Below are 25,977 nucleotides of genomic sequence, written 5' to 3' on the forward strand. Positions count from 1 at the left end.
ATTATGAATTTAGTATTGCTCTCTTTCACTTGGGAAATCTTTCGATTTAACGTCCTCAATATAATTTTCAACGGCACCTTTTATCTCAGCAAAAAGATTGTGGTATCTTCTTAAAAAACGAGGTGAAAATTCCTGAGTAATCCCTAACATATCATGTGCAACTAAAACTTGACCATCAACACTACCTCCAGCACCAATACCTATAACTGGAATAGTAAGCGTTTCAGCAACTTTTTTAGCAAGCTTAGCTGGTATTTTCTCTAGGACAAGAGCAAAACAACCTGCTTCTTCAAGCATTTTAGCATCTTCCAATAACTTATCAGCCTCTTCCTCATCTTTAGCTCTAACTGCGTAGGTTCCAAATTTATGAATTGACTGAGGTGTTAAACCTAAATGCCCCATAACAGGAATTCCTGCAGATAAAATACGATTTACCGATTCTAAAATTTCACGACCACCTTCTAATTTCACCGCATCAGCACTACATTCTTTCATGATACGAACAGAAGAACACAAGGCTTCCTTTGAATTTCCTTGATAGGTTCCAAAAGGTAAATCGACCACAACTAAAGCACGATTGACAGCACGAACCACAGAAGCTCCGTGATAAATCATTTGATCAAGAGTAATAGGAAGGGTTGTTTCATGCCCAGCCATCACATTCGAAGCTGAATCTCCGACTAGAATCACATCCACACCTGCGTTATCAACAATGCTTGCCATTGAAAAATCGTAAGATGTTAACATAGCGATTTTTTCACCTTTCAGTTTCATCTCTGAAAGAATATGAGTGGTTACTCGTTTTATTGATTCTTTATGAATTGACATTTTATTCTTGCTAATTTTTATTAGTTGAATTTGCAAAGTTACTTAAGTATTACAAATTTATTCTGCAAAGTTAAAAAAAGATTGAAATATGTTGAAACAGATACATATAATACCTAGCAAACACTCATATTAATAATGGTCAATATAATTATAGGTTATAAATTAAGAGTTATGAATTTCTCACGTCTCTCTTTTCAAAAAAAGAATGCGGTTAATCGCAGACAGAGTCTATTCACTTTTCCTCCGCATTCTTATTTTTCACCTCTCAACCGAAAAGGAACAACTCATATGTTATAGTAGTCGTATTTTGCAAAAGGGATAGGAGCATTTGTTTGAGCTCCTTTGTTTTTTTTACAAAGAGCGAGTGCGGATAGCCCGACCCGTAGGGTTTTGCCCAAAGAATTATTATTGATAAAAAATCTCATCTTTCTACTTACTATATTCCCAATTAATAATTCTTAATTGATAATTTATAATTCGATTCTCTGTCTTTTTGGCAGAAGTTCTGTCATGTGAATACTAGCTTTTGGCATTCATTGTGTCAAAAATGCATTGCTTTTGGCAAAAAAATAATTGGCATAGGCTTTGATTAAATCCAATCGAGTTAAAAAAACAACTCTAAACAAAATTGAATATTAAACACCTAAATAAATAGTAAAATGGGTAAGATTATTGGAATCGACTTAGGAACAACAAACTCTTGTGTTTCTGTAATGGAAGGAAATGAACCAGTTGTAATTCCTAACAGCGAAGGAAAAAGAACCACACCATCAATTGTGGCTTTTATTGAAAACGGAGAAAGAAAAGTTGGAGATCCTGCAAAACGTCAGGCAATTACCAACCCTACTAAGACGATCTCTTCTATCAAACGTTTCATGGGTGAATCTTTTGATAAAGTATCTAAAGAAGTTGGACGTGTAAGTTATGAAGTAGTAAAAGGCGATAATAATACACCTCGTGTTTTAATCGACGATCGTAAATATTCTCCACAAGAAATTTCGGCAATGGTTCTTCAAAAAATGAAGAAAACTGCTGAAGATTACTTAGGACAAGAAGTAACTGAAGCTGTTATTACAGTTCCTGCTTACTTTAACGATGCACAACGTCAAGCAACAAAAGAAGCTGGTGAAATTGCTGGTTTAGCTGTTAAACGTATTATCAATGAGCCTACGGCTGCAGCTTTAGCTTACGGTCTTGAGAAAAAGGACAAAGACATGCAAATTGCAGTATTTGACCTTGGTGGTGGTACTTTTGATATCTCTATCCTAGAATTAGGTGACGGTGTATTCGAAGTAAAATCAACTAACGGTGATACTCACTTAGGTGGTGATGACTTTGACCATGTTATTATTGACTGGTTGGCTGAAGAATTCTTGAAAGATGAGAATCTTGACCTACGTAAAGATCCAATGGCTCTTCAACGTTTGAAAGAAGCTGCTGAAAAAGCTAAAGTTGAGCTTTCTAGTTCTACTAGTACTGAAATCAACTTGCCATATATCATGCCAGTTAACGGTATACCTAAACACCTTGTTAGAACATTATCTCGTTCTCAATTCGAGCAATTGTCTGACAAATTGATTCAAGCTGTACTTGAACCATGTAAAGCAGCAATGAAAGACGCTGGAATTTCTAATTCTGATGTTGATGAAGTTATTTTAGTAGGTGGATCAACTCGTATTCCTGCTATTCAAAATATCGTAGAAAAATTCTTCGGAAAAACACCTTCAAAAGGAGTTAATCCTGACGAAGTTGTAGCTGTAGGAGCTGCTATTCAAGGTGGTGTATTAACAGGAGAAGTAAAAGATGTACTTCTTTTGGATGTAACTCCACTTTCTATGGGTATTGAAACTATGGGTTCTGTGATGACTAAATTAATTGAAGCCAACACAACTATTCCTACTAAGAAAACTGAGACTTTTACTACTGCTGCCGACAACCAACCTGCTGTAAATATTCACGTACTACAGGGAGAACGTCCAATGGCTGCTGGTAACAAATCTATCGGTCGTTTCGATTTAGATAATATTCCTCCAGCACAACGTGGTGTACCACAAATTGAAGTAACTTTCGATATTGATGCTAATGGTATCTTAAACGTATCTGCTAAGGATAAAGGAACAGGAAAAGAGCAATCAATTCGTATCGAAGCATCTTCTGGATTATCTGAAGAAGAAATCACTCGTATGAGAGACGAAGCTAAAGCTAACGAAGATGCTGATAAAAAAGCTAAGGAGACAGTTGACACTTTGAACAAAGCTGACAGTACTATCTTCCAAACTGAAAAGCAACTAAAAGAGATTGGTGATAAATTGCCAGCTGATAAGAAACAACCTATCGAGGCTGCTCTTAACAAGTTGAAAGAAGCTCACAAAGCTCAAGATCTTGATACTATCAATACAGCAATTGAAGAATTGAACACTGTATTCCAAGCTGCTTCTCAAGAAATCTATAATGCTCAAGCACAAGAACAAGGTGCACAAGCAGGACCGGATGCAGGAGCAAATGCTCAAGGCGGAAAACAAGCTAAAGCTGATGATGAAGTAACTGATGTTGACTTCGAAGAAGTAAAATAATTCTAAATTAGAAATGCTGATTTATGTTTAAATCACATGACTAATACCTAATAGAAACGCCAAGCAATTTATTTTGCTTGGCGTTTTTTTTATTTCATTACCTTTTAATCTTAAGCAATAACTTCAGAACTAAAGTAAGATTCTACATCTTTCAAAGTATCTTCTGAGGTATGAATATCATTTATGACTTTTCCTTTCTCAAGCACAACGATTCTTTCAATCACTTCGGTAAACATGATTCAGATCGTGCAAAGAAATAAGCATACAACACTTCTAAAAATTTAAAATCAATTTAAGATTTCTCTCTCTTTTTCTAGAAAATCATAATAAGGTAATTCTTCCGATTTAACCTTATTAAAGTATTTTTGAGCAGAAATTTTATCTTCCAATTCTAAGTACGATTTAACTAACATGGCATTTTTCAACATGAAATTAGTTTTCTCTTGGGGAGCAATTTTATTCAAAAACTTCAAACTTTTTTTAGCTGACTTATTCATACAACTCAAAATTCCGACCCGTTCTAACATGGGTTTATTCTTCTCCTTTTTTAGTTGTTTTTCAGCTTTTTTAAAGTAAAAGTTACTCTGATTTTGCATTGAGATTCTAGCATCTCGCTCAAGATTTACACTTGTTTTTTGGTACGATACGGCTAATTTCACTATACTTTCAATATCTACATTCTCTTTCTTGACCTCTTTCTTTCCATTATACAGAGGAGCTAAGTCAAAACAAAATGAGTTTAATACTGTATTCATTTTACTTTTACTTTGATAACCAGTAAAATTCTTCATTTGAGTATTCCACGCATCAGTAATAAATATTTTAGGAATTGCATTAACAGTAAAATTAGGGTTCGAAAAACTTGAACTCAAATCAATTTTTACAAAAATAAAACTATCTGCATAAACCTTTACCTTATCATCTGACCAAACTTCATCCTCCATTCTAAGACAAGGACCACACCATGTTGCCCAACAATCTACAACTATTAATTTATTTTGTTCTTTTGCAATTTCCTTTGCCAGTTCATAGGAATCCAACCAATTTATTTGACAATTAGCACTAAAACTCAAAAACAATAAAATAATACTAAACCTGAAACGATTCATAAATTAAAATTTTAAATAGTTATTATTATACTTCTTTAAAACAACACATTAATGGATAACATCCATTTGCGAACTTAAACAACACACTAACATAACATTAAAAAATTGATAACCAAAGAAATTTTTACTTTTTTTATGATAACTCAGAAAATAGAATCATAAATTCTTACTATTTTTGGATAATAACAATTAAACTTACTACCACCTTAACAAACAACTCTTTAAGAATATTCTCATGAATAAATTCATATCCCTTAGCTTCCTTTGCCTATTGTCATTTACTATTTCCGCTCAAAGCATCAATAAAAAAGATGCACAAGGACGCAAACAAGGTTATTGGGAAAATACAACTCCACTTGGCAAAAAAGTTTATGCAGGAAACTTTAAAGATGGATATCCTGAAGGAGAAATGAAACGTTTTTATAAGAATGGAGTTATAAAAGCTCGTCTATTTTTTTCAAACGAAGGCAAAAGAGCTAAAGCAAAGCTCTATAATACCTTCGGGCAATTAGCTGCAGAAGGGAATTATATCAATAAGCAAAAAGATTCATTATGGCAATATTTCAACAAAAATGAGGAAGTACGTATAGAAGAGTTTTATACCCATGGTAAGAAAGATGGTTTGAGTACCTACTACTATCCTAATGGGAACATTTACGAAACTTATGCTTATAAAAACAACTTGAAGGATGGACAATGGATAAGGAACAATATCGATGGGACTAAAATTGTTAAAGCAAACTATTCAAAAGGTAAACTCAATTCTTTTTTCACGACCTACTTTGATAATGAAATTATTAAAATAGATGGTTTATATAAGAATGGTAATCGACATGGAAAGTGGATATTTTACACCATAAAAGGTGAAATAGATAAAATCATAAATTACCAAATGGGTGTTGCTAATAACCAAGCTGAACTTGATAAATTAGAAGAACTAGAGATAAATACGATGGAGGCAAATAAAAATAAGGACATAGATCCTGAGAATTATATTCAAAACCCCAATGCGTATTTAATGAAACAACGGAGAAAATAAGTACTTTGTAAAATTATCCATGAACCAAGTGAATCAACTTTAAAATATACTCCAATCTGTGAAAGGCATATCCTTATATCAACTCAACAATCAAGTTAAATCGCACTTATCCAATGCCTTTTCGGATGAAATATGGGTGATTGCTGAAATATCAGAACTTAGACAAACCCAACCAGGACATTGCTATTTGGAACTGATTGAAAAAGACGAAAATACCGACCAGATTACGGCAAAAGCTAGAGCCACCATTTGGGCCTACACTTACCGGATGCTTAAACCTTATTTTAAAACAAGCACAGGTCAAGCACTAAGTTCTGGCATTAAGGTTTTGGTAAAAGTGACGGTTGAATTTCAAGAAATATATGGCTACAGCCTAAATATTAAAGATATTGATCCGACCTACACTTTGGGCGATATGGCTCGAAGGAAAAAAGAAACGATAGATAAATTAAAAGCAGAAGGTATATTCGATATGAATAGAGATCTTCTTTTTCCTGAGATACCAAAAACTATTGCTCTTATTTCGTCGCCAACAGCTGCAGGTTATGAAGATTTCGTCAATCAACTGGATAATAATCCTCAAGGATACAAATTTCATCACAAGCTATTCCCTGCTATTATGCAAGGGAATCAGGCCGAAAATTCGATTATTGAAACTTTAGAAAAAATATACGCCTACGAAGATGTTTTCGATGTGGTCGTGATTATTCGTGGAGGTGGTTCAACATCTGATTTGAATTGTTTCGACAATTTGGGTTTAGCTCAAAACATTGCTCAGTTTCCTATACCTGTAATTTCAGGAATTGGACATGAACGTGACGAAAGCATTGTTGATATGGTTGCCAACGTGAAAGTAAAAACACCAACAGCGGCAGCCGAATATTTAATCGATTGTTTCGAAGAATGCGAAACATATCACGAGAACTTACAGGACAATTTCCTTTCTGGAATTCAAAATATTCTATTGGAATCGTCTGATAGACTTCAACAACTATCGCAAAAATTCGCCCCACAAGTTCGACAAATTCTTGCAAGTAAGAATAACCAATTGAATATGGCTAGGCAAAGTATTATAGCTTCGGGAAAAGGTCTTCTACGCAATTCAAAGCACCAATTACAAGCTTTTGGCTTCGATCTTAAACTAGGCATAAAGCATCAAATTAATATGGAGCAAATGAGTCTCAATCAGTTTGTATTGAAACAAGGTAATGTGAGTAAGCGATTCTTTAATAAACACAAACATCAACTTGAACTATTTGAACAAAAAGCCAAATATGTTAATCCCGAAAACATCCTTAAAAAAGGTTACTCCTTAACACTTAGTAAGGGAAAAATAGTGAAAGATATCCGTGAACTAGAAGTAAACGATATAATTGAAACTAAATTTGCCAAGGGTAGTATCGAGAGTCAGGTAAAGAACATTAAGAAATAGATTATTAAAACTCAACGTTAAAATAGAAATATCATGCCTAAGAAAAAAATAAACTACCGCGAAGCAATAACAGAAATAGAAGAAACCATTCAGGCTATTGAAAATGAAGAATTAGATGTGGACCAGCTTTCCGATAAAGTAAAACGCGTGTCTGAACTGCTTAAAATCTGCAAAGCAAAATTACACAACACAGAAAAAGAAGTTGAGAACATTTTAAATGAAATGGAAGATTAGATAATTAAGGATTAGGAATTGAAGCAAAATAATCAAAAAACTTACTCACATCATCATGACACGATTTGCTACACATCTAAGTTTATTCACTTACCTATTGCTTATTTGTTTATCAGCATCAGCTCAAAAACAAGGAGAACAAGAACTAGTTAATGGGTTTATTCAAGATGATCTATTTAGATCAGCGAGTATGGGTATCGAGATATCTGACCTACAAACAGGACAAATCTTAGCATCTTATCAATCTGAAAAGAGTCTTACTCCTGCTTCAACACAAAAATTGATTACCACGGCTACGGCTCTTAAGGTCTTGGGTTCCGATTTTCAATTTAAGACCGATGTATATATCACTGGCAGAATTGATGAAAATGGAAATCTAATGGGAAATCTTGTTGTACGAGGTTTTGGAGATCCCACATTAGGATCGAAGTACTTCCCTCAAAACAATCGCTTCATTTCAACAGTTTACGCTAAACTTAAAAAATTAGGCATTCGCCAAATTAATGGTAAACTAATAGCTGACGATTCATATTATCAGAGCACGATTCCTCGTACATGGATTTGGGAAGATATCGGTAATTATTACGGAGCTGTACCTCATCCTATTAGCTATAAGGACAATACATATACACTTCATTTTGAATCAACAGAGGCTGGTCAATTAACTCAAATACAAAAGATTGACAGTAAACAAGAAGATTTAATAATCTCGAATAAGGTAATGAGTTCTACAATTAATAAGGACAAAGCCTATATATTTGGAGGAAACACAAGCACAAATCGACTTGTAGAAGGAACAATTCCTCAAAATAGATCCGATTTTAAAGTCAAGGGAGCTGTCTCAAAACCCGAGAAGGTTCTACTATCTGATCTCAAAAAAGTACTTGAAGCTGGTGGTATCCCAATTAAAGGACGATTATTTAAAACTAAAACTCAAAAAACATTAGTTCAATTTAGCTCACCTCCTCTATCTGATATTGTAGCTTTAACCAATCATAAAAGTATCAATTTGTTTGCAGATCATCTTCTTTTTGAAATTGGAATGAATCAAAAAAAAGAAGGTAGTTGGCAAGCTGGAACCGATGCCATAAAAGAATTTTGGCAATCGAAAGGAATTGATTCTAATGGGTTATTTCTTTATGATGGTAGCGGTTTATCTCACTTTAATGCCATCTCGGCACATACTTTAAATCAGATACTCTATTATATGAGTAAAAGTATCAATTCTGATGCCTTCTATAACTCCTTACCCATTGCAGGTCAGAACGGAACACTCAAAAACTTTGGCAAACAGAGTTCACTTGTAAATAATTTCAAGGCTAAAACAGGCAGTATGACAGGTGTTCGCTCCTACTCTGGTATTCTCACAAAAAACAATGGCAACCAAATAGTTGTAAGTGTTATCATAAATAATTATACTTGTTCTAGCAGAGACTTAAGTCAAAAATTTACAAATTTGCTCTTAGACCTATTGTAACTAGTTAAACCAGCTATTATGAAAGAAGTACAAGACGAAAGTAAAATCGAGAAACTATTAAAGATGCCATCTCATGGCTACACGAGTAATTTTCATAAAAGAGAAATGTGGAAAGAAATTGCAAAATCTTTTAATGGTGAATTTAAGATAAAATTTGATTCTAGTAAGACCTATGAGATGCATTACATTACAATTCCTCACAAAAAGTGGGAAATCAGTATTACTGTATCTGACACGAGACCATTAAAGTTTCAAGTGTTTTTTTCTTCGAGAATGGAATTCGATATTGAATTGAGTTTGAGCGATTTTATTGATAAAATTCTAATTAAACTTGACAAAAAAGAAATAAAATTAAGCTCTCAAGAATTTAACAAGCACTATTTAATTAGAAGTAGTAAATCCGATTTGGCAAAACAACTAATGACTGCCAAAATTCAAAAAGCGATTTTAGAAAGTAATCTTTTTTCAATTTGCTATAAAACAAATACCGAATCACAAAAAGCTGAATTAATGAGTATGATTCAACGAAGTGCAGACGATAAAGACTTTATTATTGCCTTAATAAAATTACACCAAGATTTAATTGATAGATTGTCGGAATTGAAGATTATTATATAGGCTATCCAAAGCCAAATTAATAAGCTAAAACAACTCTACTTTACCTATTCCAATCCGAGAGCTTACGACTACAAATTTTAATCAGGTTTGTAGGCATACGCAAATCGTGATAAGCAGATGGAGAAGTAAAATCCCGTTGGGGGAAACATGACAACCTAGGGACGAAGAGCCATCCCCTTGGGGAAAATCATAACAACCAAAGTGCGAAGAACTATCCCCCTGGGGAGAATCGTAACAACCAGAGGGAGAAGATCTATCCCCTTGGGAGAATCGTGACAAACTAGGAACGGAGAGCTATTCCCTTGAGGAGAATCGTGACAAACTAGGAACGGAGAGCTATTCCCTTGGGGAGAATCGTGACAGGCTGATGTTACTTAAGCTCAACTCTTAGAAGTAAGCTACAAAAAAAGCTCCACCAATTCTCATCAGTGAAGCTTCATTATATATTGTATCTCTCTATCAACTAAAAAAAATAGTATAATCCTACTGAAAGACGCGTATTACCAACCCAATGGGAATTAACCACTTCAGCTTTCTCATTCATACCATTCTCATCAGCATAGGCAGCAGCTGTATATTCAGCTTCAAGCTCAATTTTCAAATTCTTATATTGCTTGCAAACACGAGGAGCAATACGATACAACTCACCAATATTCTGACTACGACTATAAATCATACCAGGAACTACAATGTCATCTGCCCCATAGTTTTTTGAGTAAGCAGTTAATAAAGCGAATGTATAGTCATTCTTTTGATATGATAAATCGGCCCAAGTTCCCAACACTTTAATAGGCGTATAAGAAGCCTCATTAGTTAAAGGATTTAAAGTCTTTGCAGCATATCCACCTAACATTAATACATCAGTCATATTAGATCCGTACGTTGCTTGAGCTTTGAAAGTAACAGGTTTAAAATTCAATTTAAAATAGCTCATTAAAGCCCAAGATGAAAGTGTTTCATCATTTTTCCAAGTTTTAAAATCACCATCTTTTTCAGTTCCTGTTGTACTAGAAAGAGATGGCTTAATATTTTTAAACTCAGCACTAACCCCAATTAAATGATTCCCAAAATAGTAATGAACTTGTCCTTGAACAATTGGTAAACCTGCATTTCTTAAATACTTATTACTTGTTCCATCGGGTCCTGTACTCGTATAATCACGTTCAGAAGCTAAGGCAGCCAAGAATTTCCAGTTATCCGTTTTATGAGTTAAACGAACTTGCGGATTACGAGCAAATGGTTTAAAGGGTAGCCCCGAATTGGCACCAACAGTTGTAGGGAAAACCTCAGCAACAAAAAGTGGTGACCAGGTTTGACCAACAAGCAAAGAAGTCTTTCCCCAATTCAAATTGACATAAGCATGACGTATGCGTAATCCATTTGCGTCAGAATCACTATTACCAACAAATTCAGCCTCTACCAACCCTGTAGATTTAGCACCTAATATATCAGGTCCTGATAGCTTCGCATTAACACGAGTTAAAAGAACAGCCATATTATAAACACCACCTTTATTTAAATCTTTACCACTCGCATCCAGATTTTCGTCTTTAGGATACAGAAAAATTAAACCTTCGCGGGCACTTACAGTCTGACGAGAGTCGTAAGTAAATAAGGAATGTACAAAACCACCAAATTTAACTTTAACGGGCTTTTTTTCTTCTTTTGCTTGCGCAGACAAAAGATTTGTGCTGCAAAAAAACAGAATAAATAAGAGTAAATAGTTGTTGCGGTTCATAGCAATAGCTTAAGGTTTAGATTTGCCGCAAAGATAGTTTTTTTAATGAGAGTTAAAATATGTTAACGAGAAATGACGTTTTGTGGATCACAGTATATCGAAAAACAAAGCAACTCAACACCACTTTATCCTTTATGAACCTAATATTCCTGATAAATAATTAGAGAATCCCCCTCAAAATCGATACGAAAACTATCGCCCATGGATTCATTTAATGTGCCTTGCCAAAGCATATCTAGCTTTTGATCGGTAAGCTCATATCTCAAATTAGCAGTGGTAATAGTAGTTTCAGATTGTGGAGAAAATATCGATACTTGCTGTCCTGTATACGAGTCCATATTACGAGAACGAATAAGCGGTGTAAATGTTCCATAGTCAGTCAACATTTTCACCTTCATTTTTTTTGTGTAAGATGGTAATAAGAAGATATTTCCAATCATATGATCGTCACGCTCACCAGTTGCTCCAACAATTGTTACATCGTTAAATTTATTGCTTAAACACCAATTTATCGATTTCGTTAAATCATTAGTATCCTGATTGGAAAAATGATGAATGATATCCTTATATTTTAGCTTAAGATTATCGGAAAGTGAATCCAAATCGCCTACAATAGCTTGAGCCTGAATACCTGCAACTTCTAATTTATTAATTGCCCCATCGCAACAAACAATAAAGTCGGCTGACTTTAATATATTCAAAGGAATTTCGTTTGTGGGAAAGCTACCGTTAGCCAATATAACTGCTGATTTAGATCTCATTTTTCTATATTCTAAGGTGATAAGCCACAAAAATAGCTAATTGCTTTAGATTGCCTCAGTCTTTATCATATCTTTTTTCCATTGGAAATAGCCATAAAGAGCTAAAACAGTAAACACCGCAAATAAAACAGCAGTTGGGTAGAGTTCTTTATAAAGATATAGACACATAGAAACAGCATCAACCAACACCCAAACTAGCCATTGTTCAAGAATTTTTCGCGCCAGCATCCAGGTGGCAACAATACTTAACGCTGTGGTAAAAGAATCCCAGTAAGGTAAGGGTGAGTCGGTATAGTTTACCAAAACATAAGAAATGGCTATATAAATAAAAGAACTAGCCAATAAAAGTTTGAAAAATAGTGGTACTCTTATTCGACTCACAATCAATTCGACCTTATCCTGACTAGTCGATTTAGACCAATAAATCCATCCATAAATACTAATAAAAACATAGTAAAATTGGAGTCCCATATCGGCATAAAACTTAGCCACAAAAAACACATAGATATACAGCAATGCAGAAAACAAACCAACAGGCCAAAGCCATTTGCTCTGCTTAATTTCAAAATATAGATAGATAAATCCCGAAAGCGTTCCTATTATCTCAATAATATGTGTATTAATCCAATCTAACATTTTGTTTATATAAAATACCAAGCTGAAAAAAAACTCCCAGCTTGGTAAACCTATGACTTAATAATTAATTTTGTATTCTATTAAATTTTCAAACTGAGTCCAGCCATAAAATTTGTTCCCGCTTGCGGATATACATATTTCCATGTATTCTCAGTCCCTTGCTCATACCAGTTTCCACCGTAAGCATTATTGTTATATTTCGTATTTAGCAAGTTATTAACTTGTAATTGGAAACCAATATTTTTAAGCCCTAATGCAGCAAATGAATAATCGAATCTAAAATTATGAATACAATAGTCATCAATTTTACGATCACTGCTCGATGTATTATCAAAATATTGATCACCTACATATTTACTAATTAAATTGAAACCCATTCCTTTTACAGGTGTCCAGCTAATAATACTACTTCCTGTTACTTCTGGTGAATAAGAAATATCTGTACTTCCAAGATCTTTAGCTTGCTTAGATTCATTCCAACTTTCGTCGTAATAAGTCGAATATTCAACAAAATCTTTAATTTTGTTACGACTCAAAGTCAAATTGGCATCCCATTTCAAATTTTTAGTTAACTGCACACCCCAAATTAATTCAATACCTGCACGGTAACTTTTATCAACATTGGTCATAATATCATACCCCACAGATGACTTATCTCCTGTTGGAACAAGCTGATCTCTATAGTACATATAGTACATATTAAAACCAAAAGTAGACGATGAAGAAGTATGTGTATATCCTAACTCATAATCGAATAACTGTTCTTGTTTAGGCGTATTTAATGGATCACCATTTGCTTCTTTATAGTTAGAACGAGTAGGCTCTCGATGAGCTAATCCGAAAGATGCATAAGTTGTATTCTTGTCATTAATCGTATAAAACAAACCAGCTTTAGGATTAACGAAATCAAATTTATGCTCTTGGTTTAATTCTAACAATTTGCCAGTAATATCATCCATGTTATCGTCTAATCCAGTCATTATATATGTAATATGACGATACTGTACATCAGCATAAGCACTCAATTGAGAATTCAATTCAAAATTAACTTTGGCAAAGGTGTTATAATCTGTTTTCTCACCATTATTAAAATACCACTCGTAATTATTAGCTATCCCTCCATGCTCAGCCCATAGTATTTTTCCAAAATGATCACCATCATAACGGTTCCATGCACCACCTATTGTTGCACTAATCCCATTTTTATTATAATTTAATGAATAAGTCGCACCGTAAAAATCATTCTTCATCCATTTTTGGCGCGTTAAATCGGTTACTGTATAATCAGAATTAGACAACTCGTAATTACTGTATAGATCATCATCCTTAAACTGCTCATAATAACCTTTTCCTTTTGTATAATGTAAAGCTGCATTCATATTTAATGCCGAATTCAGTTCTAAGGAATAAAACAACTGGTAGTGTGTTTGTTTATAATTATCTGTTTGATCCTTATAATAATGTGTATTTCCTTCCGCATCAGTATACTCTCCTGCAGGATTATACTTACGATCAATTTCTGGAGTTGGATTACCCCACCAAGAAATACCAGTCTTCTGATCACCACTCATGATATTAAATTTCAACAAACTTTTTTCAGTATAATAAGCTCCTGTCATAAAAAAGGACTCATGGTCAGAGAAAGCACGATCGACATAACCATCAGATTTTAATTTAGAGTATCGTCCATCAAAACTAAACTTACCATTTATTAAACCTGTACCAAGCTTAAAAGTATTTCGGAAAGTATTAAAAGAACCAGCTAAGGATTGAATTTCGGCATAGGCATCCTTGTTAACCGTTTCGGTCTGAAAATTAATACTTGCACCAAAAGCAGCCGACCCATTGGTTGAAGTTCCAACTCCACGCTGAATTTGTATGTTATCAACAGATGAGGAAAAGTCCGGCATATTAACCCAATATACGCCCTGCGATTCAGAATCATTAAGAGGTACACCATTCATGGTTACATTAATTCTTGTTGCATCGGTACCACGAATACGCATAGCCGAATAACCGACTCCACTGCCCGATTCTGATGATTCTACTAAAGATGGTGTTAAACTTAACTGGTAAGGAATATCCTGACCTGTATTCTGCTTTTTCAACATATCTTTAGTGATATTTGTCATTGCAACAGGTGTTTTATTACCTGCACGAGTAGCAGAAACAATCACCTCATCAGCAAGTATAACAGAATGTTCAAGTACGAAATTAATCGTTAGATCCGACTTTAAATCAACTTTCTTAACTTGAGTTTCAAAAGCCATAAAACTAGCAGCAAACTCGTAAAAACCTGGTTTAAGATTTTTAATTTTGTACTCACCATCTGCATTAGAGGAAACACCATAGGTACTTCCTTTAATCACAACTGCCGCTCCTGGCAATGGGTTACCATCCTTATCAGTTACTTTACCATTAATAGTGATTTGTGAAAACCCTACATAACAGATAAACTGAAACAAGAGTAGCATAGCTACTTTTCTGAAAAATAAATTTAATTTGATTGTAGACATTACAATAAAGTTTTTTTTAGGCTGAATAATCAGCATTAGATAAAAAAATATTGCAATGAGGTTCTTTAGATGAGATATCAGGCGAATCGTAATTCCGCAATTCCCTACGCCGGCATTATCCGGATCAGGTGTTAGAAACCGATACAATTCTGTCTCTAAGGGTATAATCTCAGCCCGTTTATTTAAGGCACCCCACTGTTAATAGTCCACAAAGGTAATTTGATTTCCTTAAAATACAAGTCACAATACATTTCAATTTGAAACATATCACAATCCAAATTTAAAAACAAACTATTCCACACATAGATTTAAAACCAGAAATTCACAAAGAGTAATTAATAATCTTTTAAAAACAGTTCTATTAACCACTGCACGATTCCATCATCTAGTTACAACATTATTTCTTCCATATTTATTTGCAAAAAAAAAGAGCACCCATCACAAATGGCTGCTCTCATATATAAATATTTAGTAAACTTTTATTTATTCTTAGGCTCTTCTGTAACGCCCATAACTTCCTTTATAGCTTTAGTAAAAACCGATTTTGGTAATGCTCCTTTTGCCAACTGAGGCTCTCCCTTAGCAGGAATAAACAAAAAAGAAGGAATACTTCTTATTTTAAAAGCTGCTGCCACATTTTTAGCATAATCCACATTAACCTTATAAACTTGAATGGCATCGCCATATTCTTTTTGCAATTCTTCAAGAATTGGGGCAACTCTTTTACAAGGACCACACCAATCGGCATAAAAGTCGACAATTACTGGCTTATCCCCTTTAAACACCCAATTCTCTTCTTTTTCAAAATCATACACATTTTCTTTAAACCCCTCATCATCCAAAGGAATTACAATCGATTGAGAATAACTTGCTAAACCTATTAGCATAAAACTTAAAAGGAAAGTATACCTTACTAATTGTTTCATAATCATTGGATTTAATGTTCTGTTCAAATCTGCATTAATAAAATGCTAAACTATCTCATTCCCATTACAAAACCTCTTAATAACTTGTTAAAAAAGAGAAAATGAACACAATAAAATCTATTTTAGACAATCTAATAGCAGAAAATATGTCTCTAACCACTAATAGATATTAGTTCGAGAAATTAATAATTCCCCGAACTTTATATACAGATAGCTTTAACGTTTATTCACTTACGCCCAATACATCTTTAAAGGCTTGCTTAAAAGATTCTTTAGGTAAAGCACCTTGTGTCATTTGTGGTTGCCCCTCTTGTGGTACAAATAGTATTGAAGGAATACTCCGAATTCCAAAAACGGAAGCAAGCTCTTGTTCTTTCTCTGTATCAATCTTGTAGATTTCCAATTTGTCACCATACTCCTTCTTCAGTTCTTCAAGTACAGGAGCAACAGCTTTACATGGTCCACACCAATCGGCATAAAAATCTATTACACAAGGCTTATTTCCTTCAAATTTCCAATCCTTATTATTTTCGAAATCAAACACCTTTTCTTTGAAAGATGCTAATGTTAAATGTTCTAGCATAATCTTTTAATTTAGTAATGTAAATATATGGATTATTGTATATCAATTAATATGCCATAAATTTAAAACTGACATTATGCCATTAACCCAAAGGGTTTTGATTTTTAAAGTATAGGATTATATATCCGAACTGATTATCTCTTCTTATATTTTAGAATCATACTAAATAATTGTATGTTTGTCGATTCATGGAGTTGAAGCTAATCGATAAGCGATTTACTCCTGAGTTAAAATACAAACAAGAAAGAACGTGAAGAGATTTTTAACACACCCTATATTCCCAATATTATCTGAAATTGTAACACAAGAAAACCTTGAGTCTTATGTGATTGGAGGTTTTGTGAGAGATCTTTTTCTTGAAAGAAAATCGAAGGACATTGACATTGTTGTGATTGGCAGCGGAATTGAATTAGCTAAAAAAGTTGCTAAAAAAGCGGGTAATACAAATGTGTCTATTTTTAAGAGTTATGGCACAGCCATGCTTAAATATAAAGGATTTGAGATCGAATTTGTAGGCGCTCGTAAAGAGTCATATCAAAGAGAATCGCGTAATCCTATTGTAGAAGATGGCACATTAGATGATGATCAAAAACGTAGAGATTTTACTATTAATGCACTAGCATTGAGCTTACATAAAGATAATTTTGGTGAACTTTTAGATCCATTTGGCGGTGTAGAAGATCTTCAACGCAAAATTATTAAAACACCTCAAGACCCAATCATCACTTTCTCGGATGATCCTTTGAGAATGATGCGAGCGATTCGCTTTGCAAGTCAATTGAATTTTAAAATAGCAGATGTTACTTTCCAGGCAATTAAGGCTAATAAAGACAGAATTCATATCATCACCAAGGAACGAATTGTTGAAGAAATGAATAAGATTGTTATGTCAGCTAAACCGTCAATCGGATTCAAATTACTTGATGAAGCTGGTTTACTTCAGATTATTTTTCCTGAGTTTGGAAAATTAAAAGGTAGAGAAACTAGAGATGGCATTAGTCATAAAGACAACTTTTACCATACACTTGAGGTACTTGATAACCTATGCTGCCATTCTGACAATTTATGGCTTCGTTGGTCAGCTTTACTTCATGACATTGCAAAACCCAAAACAAAGAAATTCGTAAAAGGTACAGGTTGGACTTTTCATGCTCACAATTTTATTGGAGAGAAAATGATTCCAAAGATCTTTAAGAATATGAAGCTGCCTTTGAACGAAAAAATGAAATACGTTCAAAAAATGGTTTCCTTACATATGCGCCCCATTGTACTAGCTCAAGAAATTGTAACTGACTCTGCTATTCGCCGTTTACTTTTTGATGCAGGCGATGATATTGATGACTTAATGCTTTTGTGCGAGGCTGATATTACATCGAAAAATGAAGCAAAAGTCAAAAAATTCCTTGAGAATTTTAGTTTGGTACGTACCAAACTAAAAGAGGTTGAAGAAAAAGATACCATTAGAAATTTTCAACCACCTATTAGTGGAGAAGAAATTATTAGCACCTTTAATCTACGTCCTTCTAGAGTTATTGGAGATATTAAAATGGCAATAAAAGATGCAATTCTCGATGGAGAAATTCAAAACAATCATGAAGACGCCTATCAATACATGCTAAAGAAAGGCAAAGAACTTGGTTTAAAAACCGACGAAAAAAAATAAAAAAAAAAGCTCGAATAACACATTCGAGCTTTTTTTTACTTCTAATTTTTAATCAATATAGATATAGATACCACAACAACAAAAAGGCATATTATATCTATTTTTGCGGCGTCAAAATTACATTTCCATTAGCAACCTAACACAACAAGATGGCTTACGTTGACAACACCATGATTATCCGAAGAGATTTATTAGCAAAAATGGCTGAACTCTTTAATGAAGAAAAACTTGTTTCAGATATTGATAGAGTGCCTTTGATTATGGCTCCTAGAAACAGAGCAAAAACTGATCGCTGCTGTGTATTCAAAGAAAGAGTGATTATCAAAGAAAAATTTATTCCTCTTTTGGGTTTCGAATTAAAAGAAGATCGTGATGAACTTAAAACTTTAGCCGAATATGCTAAAGAAGCTCTTGTGAGAGAAAAACCAATAGAAAAAATTCTTACCGTGGTAGATGAAGCTTGCACCTCTTGTGTAAAAAATTCATATATCGTAACGAATCTTTGTAAAGGTTGTGTGGCTCATCCATGTATGATGAATTGCCCTAAAGAAGCTATTAGTTGGAATGCAAATGGTCAAGCACAAATTAACCCAGAAACTTGCGTTAACTGTGGTATTTGCATGAGTGTTTGTCCATATCATTCAATTATATTCATGCCAGTACCTTGCGAAAATGCATGCCCAGTTGGTGCTATTTCCAAAAACGAGTACGGTATAGAGCATATCGACGAAGAAAAATGTATCGATTGTGGTAAATGTATCACAGCTTGTCCATTTGGTTCAATTATGGAGAATTCTCAAATTATAGATGTCATGAAATCTCTGAAATCTGAACAAGAAACAATTGCCTTGGTTGCTCCTGCTCTTTATGGTCAATTCAAATATAATACAGAGAATGTAATTGGTGCCATAAAAGAACTTGGCTTTAAAGATGTTATTGAAGTTGCAAAAGGTGCCAATACGACTACTATAAACGAAGCAAACGAATTACTAGAACGACTAGAAAATAATGATCCTTTCATGACAACATCATGTTGTCCTGCTTATGTTTCTGCAGTTAAGAAGCATATCCCCGAAATGGAGAAATATGTTTCTCATACTAAGAGTCCTATGTACTACACGGCAGAGTTAGCAAAAGAGCAATATCCCAACGCTAAATTTGTATTTATTGGTCCCTGTATCGCTAAACGTCGAGAAGGTATGTCTGACCCAAATATCGATCTCGTAATGACTTTTGAAGAGCTTTCAGGCTTATTCACTGGTTGGAATATCAATATTAATGGTGATGCTATAGAACTTGATCGTAGTATTAAAGATCATGGTCGAGCTTATGCTGCAAGTGGTGGCGTTGCTCAATCTGTTCTTGAAGTTAAGCCATACGTTAACATTAAACCAGTTATCGTTGATGGTCTTGATAAAAAGAAGATCAATATGCTTAAAGCTTTTGCAAAAACAGGAAAAACAAGTGGTAACTTTATTGAAGTTATGGCTTGTGAAGGAGGTTGTATAGCAGGACCTAGCTCAAATTACGATGCTAAAACGGGAATGAAAATTTATCAAAATAGCTTAAAAAAATTCAAAGAAAATTAATATATCAAGCTACTAGAAAAAAGCATGGATCAGATCCATGCTTTTTTTGTTAATACTAATGTGTCTTTTCGTATTCTCTATATATTTCAAGTAATTCCTTTGCGGAATAAACACCTTTGGTAATTATACCTAAATCTTTAAGCAAGAGTTTCGCACTTACAATCACACTCTCCTCTTCCATAAATTGTTCGTGAACATTATTCAAATACTTTAGAACTTTAAAAGCATTAAATGCACCAAAGAACTTCTTTCTAAACGTATCGATGGAAGCACAATTGCGATTAATTTCATCTAAAGCTTCAAAAAAATTATCCTCCTTTAAATAGCTTCGAACAGGACCTGGTAATTCTACTATCAACTTATGAATAAAAGTCTCTTCATCCACTCCGAAAAAATCATCAACTCTATCGAAAAAAACTTTTAAATCCTTAAAAGCAGCATAGTTATAATTCTTATAGTTACTTATACCTTCACTTACAAAAGTAGACATCGCTTTCCCTGTACCAAAAGGTACTCTATCCGATGTACGAGGAGAAGGAATAACACGGGTATGCTTAATTTCATAAAACTTTCCTAAAGCAATAATCTTTTGTAGAAAATAGAAATCTTCTCCAGCTTGGCGACGATTCATTCCACCTTGTTTAATGTAAGCATTGGCAGATACAGCAAAACTTGAACCAACCGTATGATAGGCATGTGGATGACCAGTAAAACGCATTGCCAGCATATAATATCGCAAGTAAAGTTCATATTGAGCAATCGAATTATATATCAACTCACTAAACGCTTCTCCTTCGAGAGGATGCTCATAAAAGATGTTTGCACCATTTGCCTTGGGGTACTTTTTAAATAACTTCTCTATTTCGGTAAAGTAATTGGTATCACACGAAGAATCAGCATCATAACCTGTAATAATACCATTAGGCTTTCCAATTTTATTAAAACGACTCACAGCCTCATCCATAGCGATCTTACGTGCCAAACCAACTCCTGCTGATTTCTTTGGCAAGTTTGGCTGATGAATTAAATAGAACTTTAACTTGTTATCCTCATGGTCGACAAGCCATTCTTCAAAATCAGAAATCGTTTTGTCATTCTGCTTTAAAACCTCATCCGAAGCGAGTTCTCCTGAATTTACAATGACAATGACTTCAACATTGAAACTTGGTCGATCACAAAGCCACAAAGCCTGCAAGCTCGAAATTAAATCAGGCTCATCATAGCAAGGAATCGTAACAACAAGTCCAAGGTTTTCTGGAACCTCACTATTTATATAATCAGGAAAAACTTGTTGCTTTTTAAGGTATTTATCTGCGAAACTCATTGGTCTACATTCTATAGTTTAAACTTTCTTTGCAATATGCATAATAAGGCTGATTAATCAATAGCGGCCACAAAATAAAAAAGGGCAGAAAGCTATTAACCTCTGCCCTTTAATTAAATATTTGTTGCTCTTATTTCTTATATCTAGCATTTAAACCATCAATAATATCTTTAGTAATATCTAAGCCATCAGCAGAATACAATACTGTTCCACCCTTAGTTGTACTAATAATCATGCTAAATTTATGCTTTGTATTATATAACTTTAAGTAGTTAGTCACACTATCGAATAAACGCTTTGAATTCTCATTTTGCTCAGCCATTAATTCAGCACTTAATTTTCTATCAAGTTGATCTAAATTTTGTTTCTTAGCCAATAAGTCTCTTTGTGCTTTCTCTGCACGATCGCGATTAAGATAACCATTGTTTTGTATTTTACGCTGAAATTCAGCAGCTTCTTTTTCTAATTTCTGAGCTTTAAAATTAAAATTAGTTTTAGAATCTTCTTGTTTCTTAAGAAACTTTTCATTTAAATCGACAGAAAAATTATAATTCGATAATAATGAATCTGTATTCACATACACAACAGTACCATCTCCAGCAATAGATTTCATTTCGGCTTTATCTCCATCAGAGAAATGTAAAAAGAATAAAACTCCAACAGCAACAATTAAGACTGCATTAATAACAGTAGATAAATTTTTCATGTTTTATTATTTGATTTTAAATGTCAATCTGAAAAGAAAAACTCTATTCAGAAAAATTTGTCTTTAAATATAATCTCCATTGAAATTATTTTTCTAGACAAATAACAGTATATATTAATTGATTTAGGTCGTATACACACAAGCCAAAATAAATAAAAACTTCACGTTCCAAGAAATTGTGACTTAAGCCTAGCAAATATAAGTTTTTAATGATAATGGAAAAAGTTCTGATATAGATTTTTCTATTAATAGTGGAAAATAACTGCTTATTCAAAATCAATCAAATTAGCTGACAAACATCATTCTTTTTATTTCTCTTTAAATATACTTTTAGCTAATAAAAAACCCTAAATTAACCTTAAAACCACAAAAAATGTTTAATAAAATAATTGCAGCAAGCCTCCCATACATGCCAAAAAGGCTAGTTTGGATATTTTCTAAAAGATATATTGCGGGAGAAACGATTAACGATGCCATTAAAGCATCTCAAGATTTAAATGCACAAGGCATAAAAGTCACTATCGATCTTTTAGGAGAATTTATTGAAGATTTAAATCAAGCCACAGAAAATAGAGATGCCTATTTGAATATCATTGAGGCTTTCGAAAAAAATAAAATTGATGGAAACTACTCCGTAAAACCAACATTCTTTGGTTTACTAATCGATCCTGAAGCTTGTTATGAAAACATAAGAACTGTAGTTGCCAAAGCAGCAGAATACAATAATTTCATACGAATTGATATGGAAGATTCATCATGCGTGGATAAAGAAATTGACATCTTTAGACGTTTGAAAAAGGAATTCCCCAACAATGTTGGTCTAGTTATTCAAGCTTATCTTAGACGTACCTTTTCAGACATTAATAACATGCTGGATATTAAAAAAGAAACGAGCCTTAACTTCCGTTTATGCAAAGGTATTTACGTAGAACCAAAAGAAGTTGCTTTTAAAAAATATGAAGAAGTTAATGAAAATTACATTAAAAATTTAGACTTCATACTTAAAAATGGAATTTATCCAGGTATTGCAACTCACGACAAAAATCTAATTGAAGCAGCATACGACTTACTTGAAAAGTACAATGTACCAAAAGATAAGTATGAGTTCCAGATGTTATATGGCGTAACGCCTGAACTAAGACAAACAATTCTTGACAAAGGTCACAACATGAGAGTATATATTCCTTTTGGAAAAGATTGGTTTGGATACTCAACGCGTAGACTAAAAGAAAATCCAAAAATGACAATGCTAATTATAAAAGCATTATTTAACAGAGGCTAAGACAAAAAAAGCGGTGATAAAATCACCGCTTTATTTTTATTTCTTTTTCACACCATACTTATACATCTGCTGAAGAATCTTAACCTCTTCATCCGATGCCATGGCATCAGAAATTTTCATCTTTCTTTTGCGTTTCAACCTTTTAAGCTCTGGTAAAGTTCGTGTGGTACTCACTCCAGCAGTCATTTCGGTAGGTATCATTGTTTTATTCTCAATAGCACTTACATGGTTTTTAATAAGCAAATCTGTATTTGCTTTTGCATCCATTTTCTCAGGTCTCTTAGTTAAAGCCTCATAAGTTGCAGAATTCACATTATTTTTTGCTCTAACATAATCAGGTGTATTTATCTTAGCATTTTGAAATGCTTCTTTAAAATCACCAAAACGAGGTAAAATTAAAACCTCACGAAGCGCTATAGTATCCTTTGCTAAAAACACCCCAAATAGATAATCCTCCTGTTGTAGCGTATCGCTAACTACAACATCTACATCGTGATAACCAACAAACGAATATTTGATTGTATCACCAGAATTTACCCAGAAAGAAAACTTTCCATACTCATTAGCAATACCACCACGTTTCTTATTCACCCAAAAATGTGCATATGGTAAACCTTTTAAATCAGCCTGATCCATAACAGCTCCTGTAAAGAATATAGAATCAAGATTATATTTCTGAGCTTTAGTTTCTTTTGATAAAAACAAAGTTAAAATTATAGCACAGCAAAATATTATTTTTTTCATAAGGGAGTATTTAGTCTAAAGTTTAGCAATAACTAGATCTTCAAGTTTTCTTTTGGGCACATGATGCACGCCATTTTCATCTCTCCAATACTTTATATTTTCATCTTTCATTTCTTCGATTACAACTTTCTCTTTTGGTTTCCCTAAAGCTACCACTTGGATCAATAAATAATCTTCTGAAATATGTAGTAATTCTCTAAGATTTTTCTCTTTAAATGCTCTAAGAATACAACCACCATATCCAGCTTCAACAGCTCCTAGCAACAAATTTTGAACAGCAATACCATCATCACTAAAGTAATTTTTACTCAAACGTTCATCATTTAGCATGATAACATATGCAACAGGCTGTTCTCCTTCAATTGGTCCTGCCCAATCGCTTAAATAACCAGCCCAAGCTAAATTATCAAATACCTGTTTACATAATTCTTGATTAGTCACTGTCAAATATCTTATACTTTGTGCATTCCTTCCTGATGCTCCAAGTCTAGCCAAATCAATCCATTGCTTTAATTGTTCGTTCCCAATAATTTCGTTTTGATAAAAACGACGGTAACTTCTATTTTTTAATACGAGTTCTTTTAACATTTGAATTCTGTCTTATTATACAATTAAAATTCTAAATTAGGTACACCTTTTTTAATAAAATTGATTATTTCGATACTCTACATTAAGATAAGCATTTTATTACTTTTCATCAAGAGCTGAATTCTATTTAAACAACAAAACCAGAAATACTTAACTATCAGTCTTATTCATATAAGATACAATAAACAACTCGAAATTTTACAAGTGGCTACAAATCTAAATAAAAAAAGCTGCTACATGCGTAACAGCTCTATTTTAATACAATTAAATTCTTTATAAATTTTCAAATCGCTTCTCTATCACTTCCCAATTAAGCGCTTCCCAAAAATTTTCAATATATTTTGGACGGGCGTTTTGAGTATCTAAATAGTAAGCATGTTCCCATACGTCTAATGTCATTATAGGTTTCAGATTATCACACATAGGATTAGCCGCATTTGACGTTTTCACAATACTAAGTTTATTATCTGAATCGGCAACTAACCAAACCCAACCTGAACCAAAAAGAGTTGCTCCTGCTTTTGAAAATTCCTCTTTAAATTTTTCAAAGGAACCAAAAGTATGAACTAAAGCATCATTTAATTTATTTCCTGGTTTTCCACCACCTTTAGGTTTAAATGCCATAAAATAAAAAGTATGATTAAATACTTGTGCTGCATTATTAAAAATACCTCCATCTGATTTAAGAATAATATCAACTAAATCTGCATTCTCAAAAGGTGTTCCGCCAATTAAATTATTCAAATTGTTGACGTAAGCTTGGTGATGTTTACCATAATGGAACTCAAGAGTTCTTTTAGAAATATGAGGTTCTAGTGCATCTAATGCATAAGGTAATTGTGGAAGTTCGTGTTTCATAATTTTGTTTATTTAATTTACCTAAATTTCACTATAATTATTGAATAAGGCAAAAAAAAGATCAACTTTTGAATAAATTCAAAAGTCGATCCCAAAATCAAAAAAACAATAAACAAAACTAACTATGAAAACGTCTTGACGCTTCTGTCCAATTAATGACCTCAAAAAAATCTGATATATAATCGACTCTTCTATTTTGAAATTTTAAATAATAAGCATGTTCCCATACATCCAATCCTAAAATTGGTGTCCCTTTTACTTCAACATCATCCATTAATGGATTATCTTGATTTGGAGTAGAAGAAATTTTTAAACTACCGTCAGATAGTTTTACTAACCAAGCCCAGCCTGAACCAAATCGTGTAGCTGCTGCCTTTGAGAACTCTTCTTTAAACTGCTCAAAGCTTCCAAAAGTATCATTAATAGCTTTTTGCAATTCTCCTGTAGGCTCTCCACCTCCATCAGGTGACATTAACTTCCAAAACAAATCGTGATTATAATAACCGCCACCATTATTTCTGACTCCAGCAGATTGACCTGAAATATTTGCTAAAATTTCACCAATCCCTTTTTTATCGAGATCAGTACCTGCAATGGCTGCATTTAAATTATTTGTATATCCAGCGTGATGCTTTGAATGGTGAATTTCCATTGTTTTTGCATCAATATATGGTTCTAAAGCGTCGTATTTATATGGTAATTTAGGTAATTCAAAACTCATATCTAATCGTTTTAATCCGTAAAATAAATTAT

General features: G+C 33.4%; 24 protein-coding genes and 1 riboswitch. Of the genes, 9 read left to right on the forward strand and 15 right to left on the reverse strand.

Annotated elements, in window-relative coordinates:
* Nucleotides 1-9: 9 nt before the first annotated feature.
* Nucleotides 10-828, reverse strand: coding sequence for a 3-methyl-2-oxobutanoate hydroxymethyltransferase (gene panB / locus EMN46_RS00265; protein ID WP_154198678.1), 819 nt, complete (start codon nt 826-828; stop codon nt 10-12).
* Nucleotides 829-1,487: 659 nt separating this feature from the next.
* Here panB and dnaK point away from each other — a divergent pair.
* Nucleotides 1,488-3,401, forward strand: coding sequence for a molecular chaperone DnaK (gene dnaK, locus EMN46_RS00270; RefSeq protein WP_154198679.1), 1,914 nt, complete (start codon nt 1,488-1,490; stop codon nt 3,399-3,401).
* A 110-nt stretch (nt 3,402-3,511) separates the two neighbouring features.
* Here dnaK and EMN46_RS20160 read toward each other — a convergent pair whose 3' ends face one another.
* Together EMN46_RS20160 and EMN46_RS00280 are read right to left on the reverse strand one after the other, a co-directional pair.
* Nucleotides 3,512-3,637, reverse strand: coding sequence for a hypothetical protein (locus tag EMN46_RS20160; protein WP_255447615.1), 126 nt, complete (start codon nt 3,635-3,637; stop codon nt 3,512-3,514).
* Between the two features lie 51 nt (nt 3,638-3,688).
* Nucleotides 3,689-4,510 (reverse strand): thioredoxin family protein, encoded by an 822-nt coding sequence (locus EMN46_RS00280; protein ID WP_154198680.1) that lies wholly within the window; start codon nt 4,508-4,510, stop codon nt 3,689-3,691.
* 235 nt (nt 4,511-4,745) lie between these two features.
* On the opposite strand from EMN46_RS00280, the gene EMN46_RS00285 reads away from it, so the two are divergent.
* Genes EMN46_RS00285 through EMN46_RS00305 form a run of 5 tightly spaced genes read left to right on the forward strand, consistent with a single transcriptional unit; the run spans nt 4,746 to nt 9,310 of the window.
* The gene (locus EMN46_RS00285; protein ID WP_154198681.1) at nt 4,746-5,549 is read left to right on the forward strand and encodes a toxin-antitoxin system YwqK family antitoxin; all 804 of its coding nucleotides are present in this window, start codon (nt 4,746-4,748) and stop codon (nt 5,547-5,549) included.
* 58 nt (nt 5,550-5,607) lie between these two features.
* Complete coding sequence (xseA, locus tag EMN46_RS00290) at nt 5,608-6,981, forward strand: exodeoxyribonuclease VII large subunit (protein ID WP_368667469.1); 1,374 nt, start codon at nt 5,608-5,610, stop codon at nt 6,979-6,981.
* Between the two features lie 33 nt (nt 6,982-7,014).
* The gene (xseB, locus tag EMN46_RS00295; protein WP_154198682.1) at nt 7,015-7,215 is read left to right on the forward strand and encodes an exodeoxyribonuclease VII small subunit; all 201 of its coding nucleotides are present in this window, start codon (nt 7,015-7,017) and stop codon (nt 7,213-7,215) included.
* 55 nt (nt 7,216-7,270) lie between these two features.
* Nucleotides 7,271-8,692: a D-alanyl-D-alanine carboxypeptidase/D-alanyl-D-alanine-endopeptidase gene (gene dacB / locus EMN46_RS00300; RefSeq protein ID WP_154198683.1), complete on the forward strand. Its 1,422-nt coding sequence runs from the start codon at nt 7,271-7,273 to the stop codon at nt 8,690-8,692.
* Nucleotides 8,693-8,710: 18 nt separating this feature from the next.
* Nucleotides 8,711-9,310 carry a hypothetical protein gene (locus EMN46_RS00305; protein ID WP_154198684.1) on the forward strand — a complete coding sequence of 200 codons (600 nt, stop codon included), beginning with the start codon at nt 8,711-8,713 and terminating at the stop codon, nt 9,308-9,310.
* 463 nt (nt 9,311-9,773) lie between these two features.
* Here EMN46_RS00305 and EMN46_RS00310 read toward each other — a convergent pair whose 3' ends face one another.
* From EMN46_RS00310 to trxA (EMN46_RS00335), 6 genes are all read right to left on the reverse strand, one after another.
* On the reverse strand, nt 9,774-11,048 hold the full coding sequence (locus tag EMN46_RS00310; protein WP_154198685.1) for a hypothetical protein: 1,275 nt from the start codon (nt 11,046-11,048) through the stop codon (nt 9,774-9,776).
* A gap of 140 nt (nt 11,049-11,188) precedes the next feature.
* Nucleotides 11,189-11,809 carry a thiamine diphosphokinase gene (locus EMN46_RS00315; protein WP_154198686.1) on the reverse strand — a complete coding sequence of 207 codons (621 nt, stop codon included), beginning with the start codon at nt 11,807-11,809 and terminating at the stop codon, nt 11,189-11,191.
* Between the two features lie 45 nt (nt 11,810-11,854).
* Nucleotides 11,855-12,445 (reverse strand): nicotinamide riboside transporter PnuC, encoded by a 591-nt coding sequence (gene pnuC, locus EMN46_RS00320; RefSeq protein ID WP_154198687.1) that lies wholly within the window; start codon nt 12,443-12,445, stop codon nt 11,855-11,857.
* Nucleotides 12,446-12,525: 80 nt separating this feature from the next.
* Nucleotides 12,526-14,961, reverse strand: coding sequence for a TonB-dependent receptor (locus tag EMN46_RS00325; protein ID WP_229130226.1), 2,436 nt, complete (start codon nt 14,959-14,961; stop codon nt 12,526-12,528).
* A gap of 84 nt (nt 14,962-15,045) precedes the next feature.
* Nucleotides 15,046-15,165: riboswitch (TPP riboswitch) on the reverse strand.
* 275 nt (nt 15,166-15,440) lie between these two features.
* Entirely contained in the window at nt 15,441-15,887 is a 447-nt protein-coding gene (gene trxA / locus EMN46_RS00330) for a thioredoxin (protein WP_154198688.1), read from the reverse strand.
* A 223-nt stretch (nt 15,888-16,110) separates the two neighbouring features.
* Entirely contained in the window at nt 16,111-16,470 is a 360-nt protein-coding gene (trxA, locus tag EMN46_RS00335) for a thioredoxin (RefSeq protein WP_154198689.1), read from the reverse strand.
* Between the two features lie 250 nt (nt 16,471-16,720).
* On the opposite strand from trxA (EMN46_RS00335), the gene EMN46_RS20340 reads away from it, so the two are divergent.
* Both EMN46_RS20340 and EMN46_RS00345 read left to right on the forward strand, forming a co-directional pair.
* The gene (locus EMN46_RS20340; RefSeq protein ID WP_368667471.1) at nt 16,721-18,133 is read left to right on the forward strand and encodes a CCA tRNA nucleotidyltransferase; all 1,413 of its coding nucleotides are present in this window, start codon (nt 16,721-16,723) and stop codon (nt 18,131-18,133) included.
* A 149-nt stretch (nt 18,134-18,282) separates the two neighbouring features.
* Nucleotides 18,283-19,722, forward strand: coding sequence for a monomeric [FeFe] hydrogenase (locus EMN46_RS00345; RefSeq protein ID WP_154198690.1), 1,440 nt, complete (start codon nt 18,283-18,285; stop codon nt 19,720-19,722).
* A 55-nt stretch (nt 19,723-19,777) separates the two neighbouring features.
* Here EMN46_RS00345 and EMN46_RS00350 read toward each other — a convergent pair whose 3' ends face one another.
* Both EMN46_RS00350 and EMN46_RS00355 read right to left on the reverse strand, forming a co-directional pair.
* Entirely contained in the window at nt 19,778-21,046 is a 1,269-nt protein-coding gene (locus tag EMN46_RS00350) for a glycosyltransferase family 2 protein (protein ID WP_154198691.1), read from the reverse strand.
* Between the two features lie 130 nt (nt 21,047-21,176).
* On the reverse strand, nt 21,177-21,752 hold the full coding sequence (locus tag EMN46_RS00355) for an OmpH family outer membrane protein (protein WP_154198692.1): 576 nt from the start codon (nt 21,750-21,752) through the stop codon (nt 21,177-21,179).
* A 373-nt stretch (nt 21,753-22,125) separates the two neighbouring features.
* Between EMN46_RS00355 and EMN46_RS00360 the strand changes: the two genes are divergently transcribed.
* Nucleotides 22,126-23,034, forward strand: a complete 909-nt coding sequence (locus EMN46_RS00360; RefSeq protein ID WP_154198693.1) for a proline dehydrogenase family protein — start codon at nt 22,126-22,128, stop codon at nt 23,032-23,034.
* Nucleotides 23,035-23,070: 36 nt separating this feature from the next.
* Here the strand turns inward: EMN46_RS00360 and EMN46_RS00365 are convergent, their stop codons facing one another.
* The 4 genes from EMN46_RS00365 to EMN46_RS00380 all read right to left on the reverse strand — a co-directional run bounded on the left by EMN46_RS00365 (nt 23,071) and on the right by EMN46_RS00380 (nt 25,945).
* Entirely contained in the window at nt 23,071-23,778 is a 708-nt protein-coding gene (locus EMN46_RS00365) for a carboxypeptidase-like regulatory domain-containing protein (RefSeq protein ID WP_154198694.1), read from the reverse strand.
* 15 nt (nt 23,779-23,793) lie between these two features.
* Nucleotides 23,794-24,366: a nitroreductase family protein gene (locus EMN46_RS00370; protein WP_154198695.1), complete on the reverse strand. Its 573-nt coding sequence runs from the start codon at nt 24,364-24,366 to the stop codon at nt 23,794-23,796.
* Between the two features lie 273 nt (nt 24,367-24,639).
* Complete coding sequence (locus tag EMN46_RS00375; RefSeq protein WP_154198696.1) at nt 24,640-25,224, reverse strand: superoxide dismutase; 585 nt, start codon at nt 25,222-25,224, stop codon at nt 24,640-24,642.
* Nucleotides 25,225-25,342: 118 nt separating this feature from the next.
* Nucleotides 25,343-25,945, reverse strand: a complete 603-nt coding sequence (locus EMN46_RS00380; RefSeq protein ID WP_154198697.1) for a superoxide dismutase — start codon at nt 25,943-25,945, stop codon at nt 25,343-25,345.
* Nucleotides 25,946-25,977 lie beyond the last annotated feature (32 nt).

The sequence above is a fragment of the Ancylomarina sp. 16SWW S1-10-2 genome (genome assembly GCF_009669305.1).
GTDB lineage: Bacteria > Bacteroidota > Bacteroidia > Bacteroidales > Marinifilaceae > Ancylomarina.

Coding starts and splice junctions, on each gene's coding strand:
- trxA (WP_154198689.1), bottom strand. CDS start 16,470: ATGCTAGAACATTTAACATTAGCATCTTTCAAAGAAAAGGTGTTTGAT.
- EMN46_RS00355 (WP_154198692.1), bottom strand. CDS start 21,752: ATGAAAAATTTATCTACTGTTATTAATGCAGTCTTAATTGTTGCTGTT.
- EMN46_RS00350 (WP_154198691.1), bottom strand. CDS start 21,046: ATGAGTTTCGCAGATAAATACCTTAAAAAGCAACAAGTTTTTCCTGAT.
- dnaK (WP_154198679.1), top strand. CDS start 1,488: ATGGGTAAGATTATTGGAATCGACTTAGGAACAACAAACTCTTGTGTT.
- panB (WP_154198678.1), bottom strand. CDS start 828: ATGTCAATTCATAAAGAATCAATAAAACGAGTAACCACTCATATTCTT.
- EMN46_RS00305 (WP_154198684.1), top strand. CDS start 8,711: ATGAAAGAAGTACAAGACGAAAGTAAAATCGAGAAACTATTAAAGATG.
- EMN46_RS00345 (WP_154198690.1), top strand. CDS start 18,283: ATGGCTTACGTTGACAACACCATGATTATCCGAAGAGATTTATTAGCA.
- EMN46_RS00370 (WP_154198695.1), bottom strand. CDS start 24,366: ATGTTAAAAGAACTCGTATTAAAAAATAGAAGTTACCGTCGTTTTTAT.
- EMN46_RS00310 (WP_154198685.1), bottom strand. CDS start 11,048: ATGAACCGCAACAACTATTTACTCTTATTTATTCTGTTTTTTTGCAGC.
- EMN46_RS00375 (WP_154198696.1), bottom strand. CDS start 25,224: ATGAAACACGAACTTCCACAATTACCTTATGCATTAGATGCACTAGAA.
- EMN46_RS00315 (WP_154198686.1), bottom strand. CDS start 11,809: ATGAGATCTAAATCAGCAGTTATATTGGCTAACGGTAGCTTTCCCACA.
- pnuC (WP_154198687.1), bottom strand. CDS start 12,445: ATGTTAGATTGGATTAATACACATATTATTGAGATAATAGGAACGCTT.
- EMN46_RS00285 (WP_154198681.1), top strand. CDS start 4,746: ATGAATAAATTCATATCCCTTAGCTTCCTTTGCCTATTGTCATTTACT.
- EMN46_RS00380 (WP_154198697.1), bottom strand. CDS start 25,945: ATGAGTTTTGAATTACCTAAATTACCATATAAATACGACGCTTTAGAA.
- EMN46_RS20160 (WP_255447615.1), bottom strand. CDS start 3,637: ATGTTTACCGAAGTGATTGAAAGAATCGTTGTGCTTGAGAAAGGAAAA.
- trxA (WP_154198688.1), bottom strand. CDS start 15,887: ATGAAACAATTAGTAAGGTATACTTTCCTTTTAAGTTTTATGCTAATA.
- dacB (WP_154198683.1), top strand. CDS start 7,271: ATGACACGATTTGCTACACATCTAAGTTTATTCACTTACCTATTGCTT.
- EMN46_RS00280 (WP_154198680.1), bottom strand. CDS start 4,510: ATGAATCGTTTCAGGTTTAGTATTATTTTATTGTTTTTGAGTTTTAGT.
- EMN46_RS00325 (WP_229130226.1), bottom strand. CDS start 14,961: ATGTCTACAATCAAATTAAATTTATTTTTCAGAAAAGTAGCTATGCTA.
- xseB (WP_154198682.1), top strand. CDS start 7,015: ATGCCTAAGAAAAAAATAAACTACCGCGAAGCAATAACAGAAATAGAA.
- EMN46_RS00360 (WP_154198693.1), top strand. CDS start 22,126: ATGTTTAATAAAATAATTGCAGCAAGCCTCCCATACATGCCAAAAAGG.
- EMN46_RS00365 (WP_154198694.1), bottom strand. CDS start 23,778: ATGAAAAAAATAATATTTTGCTGTGCTATAATTTTAACTTTGTTTTTA.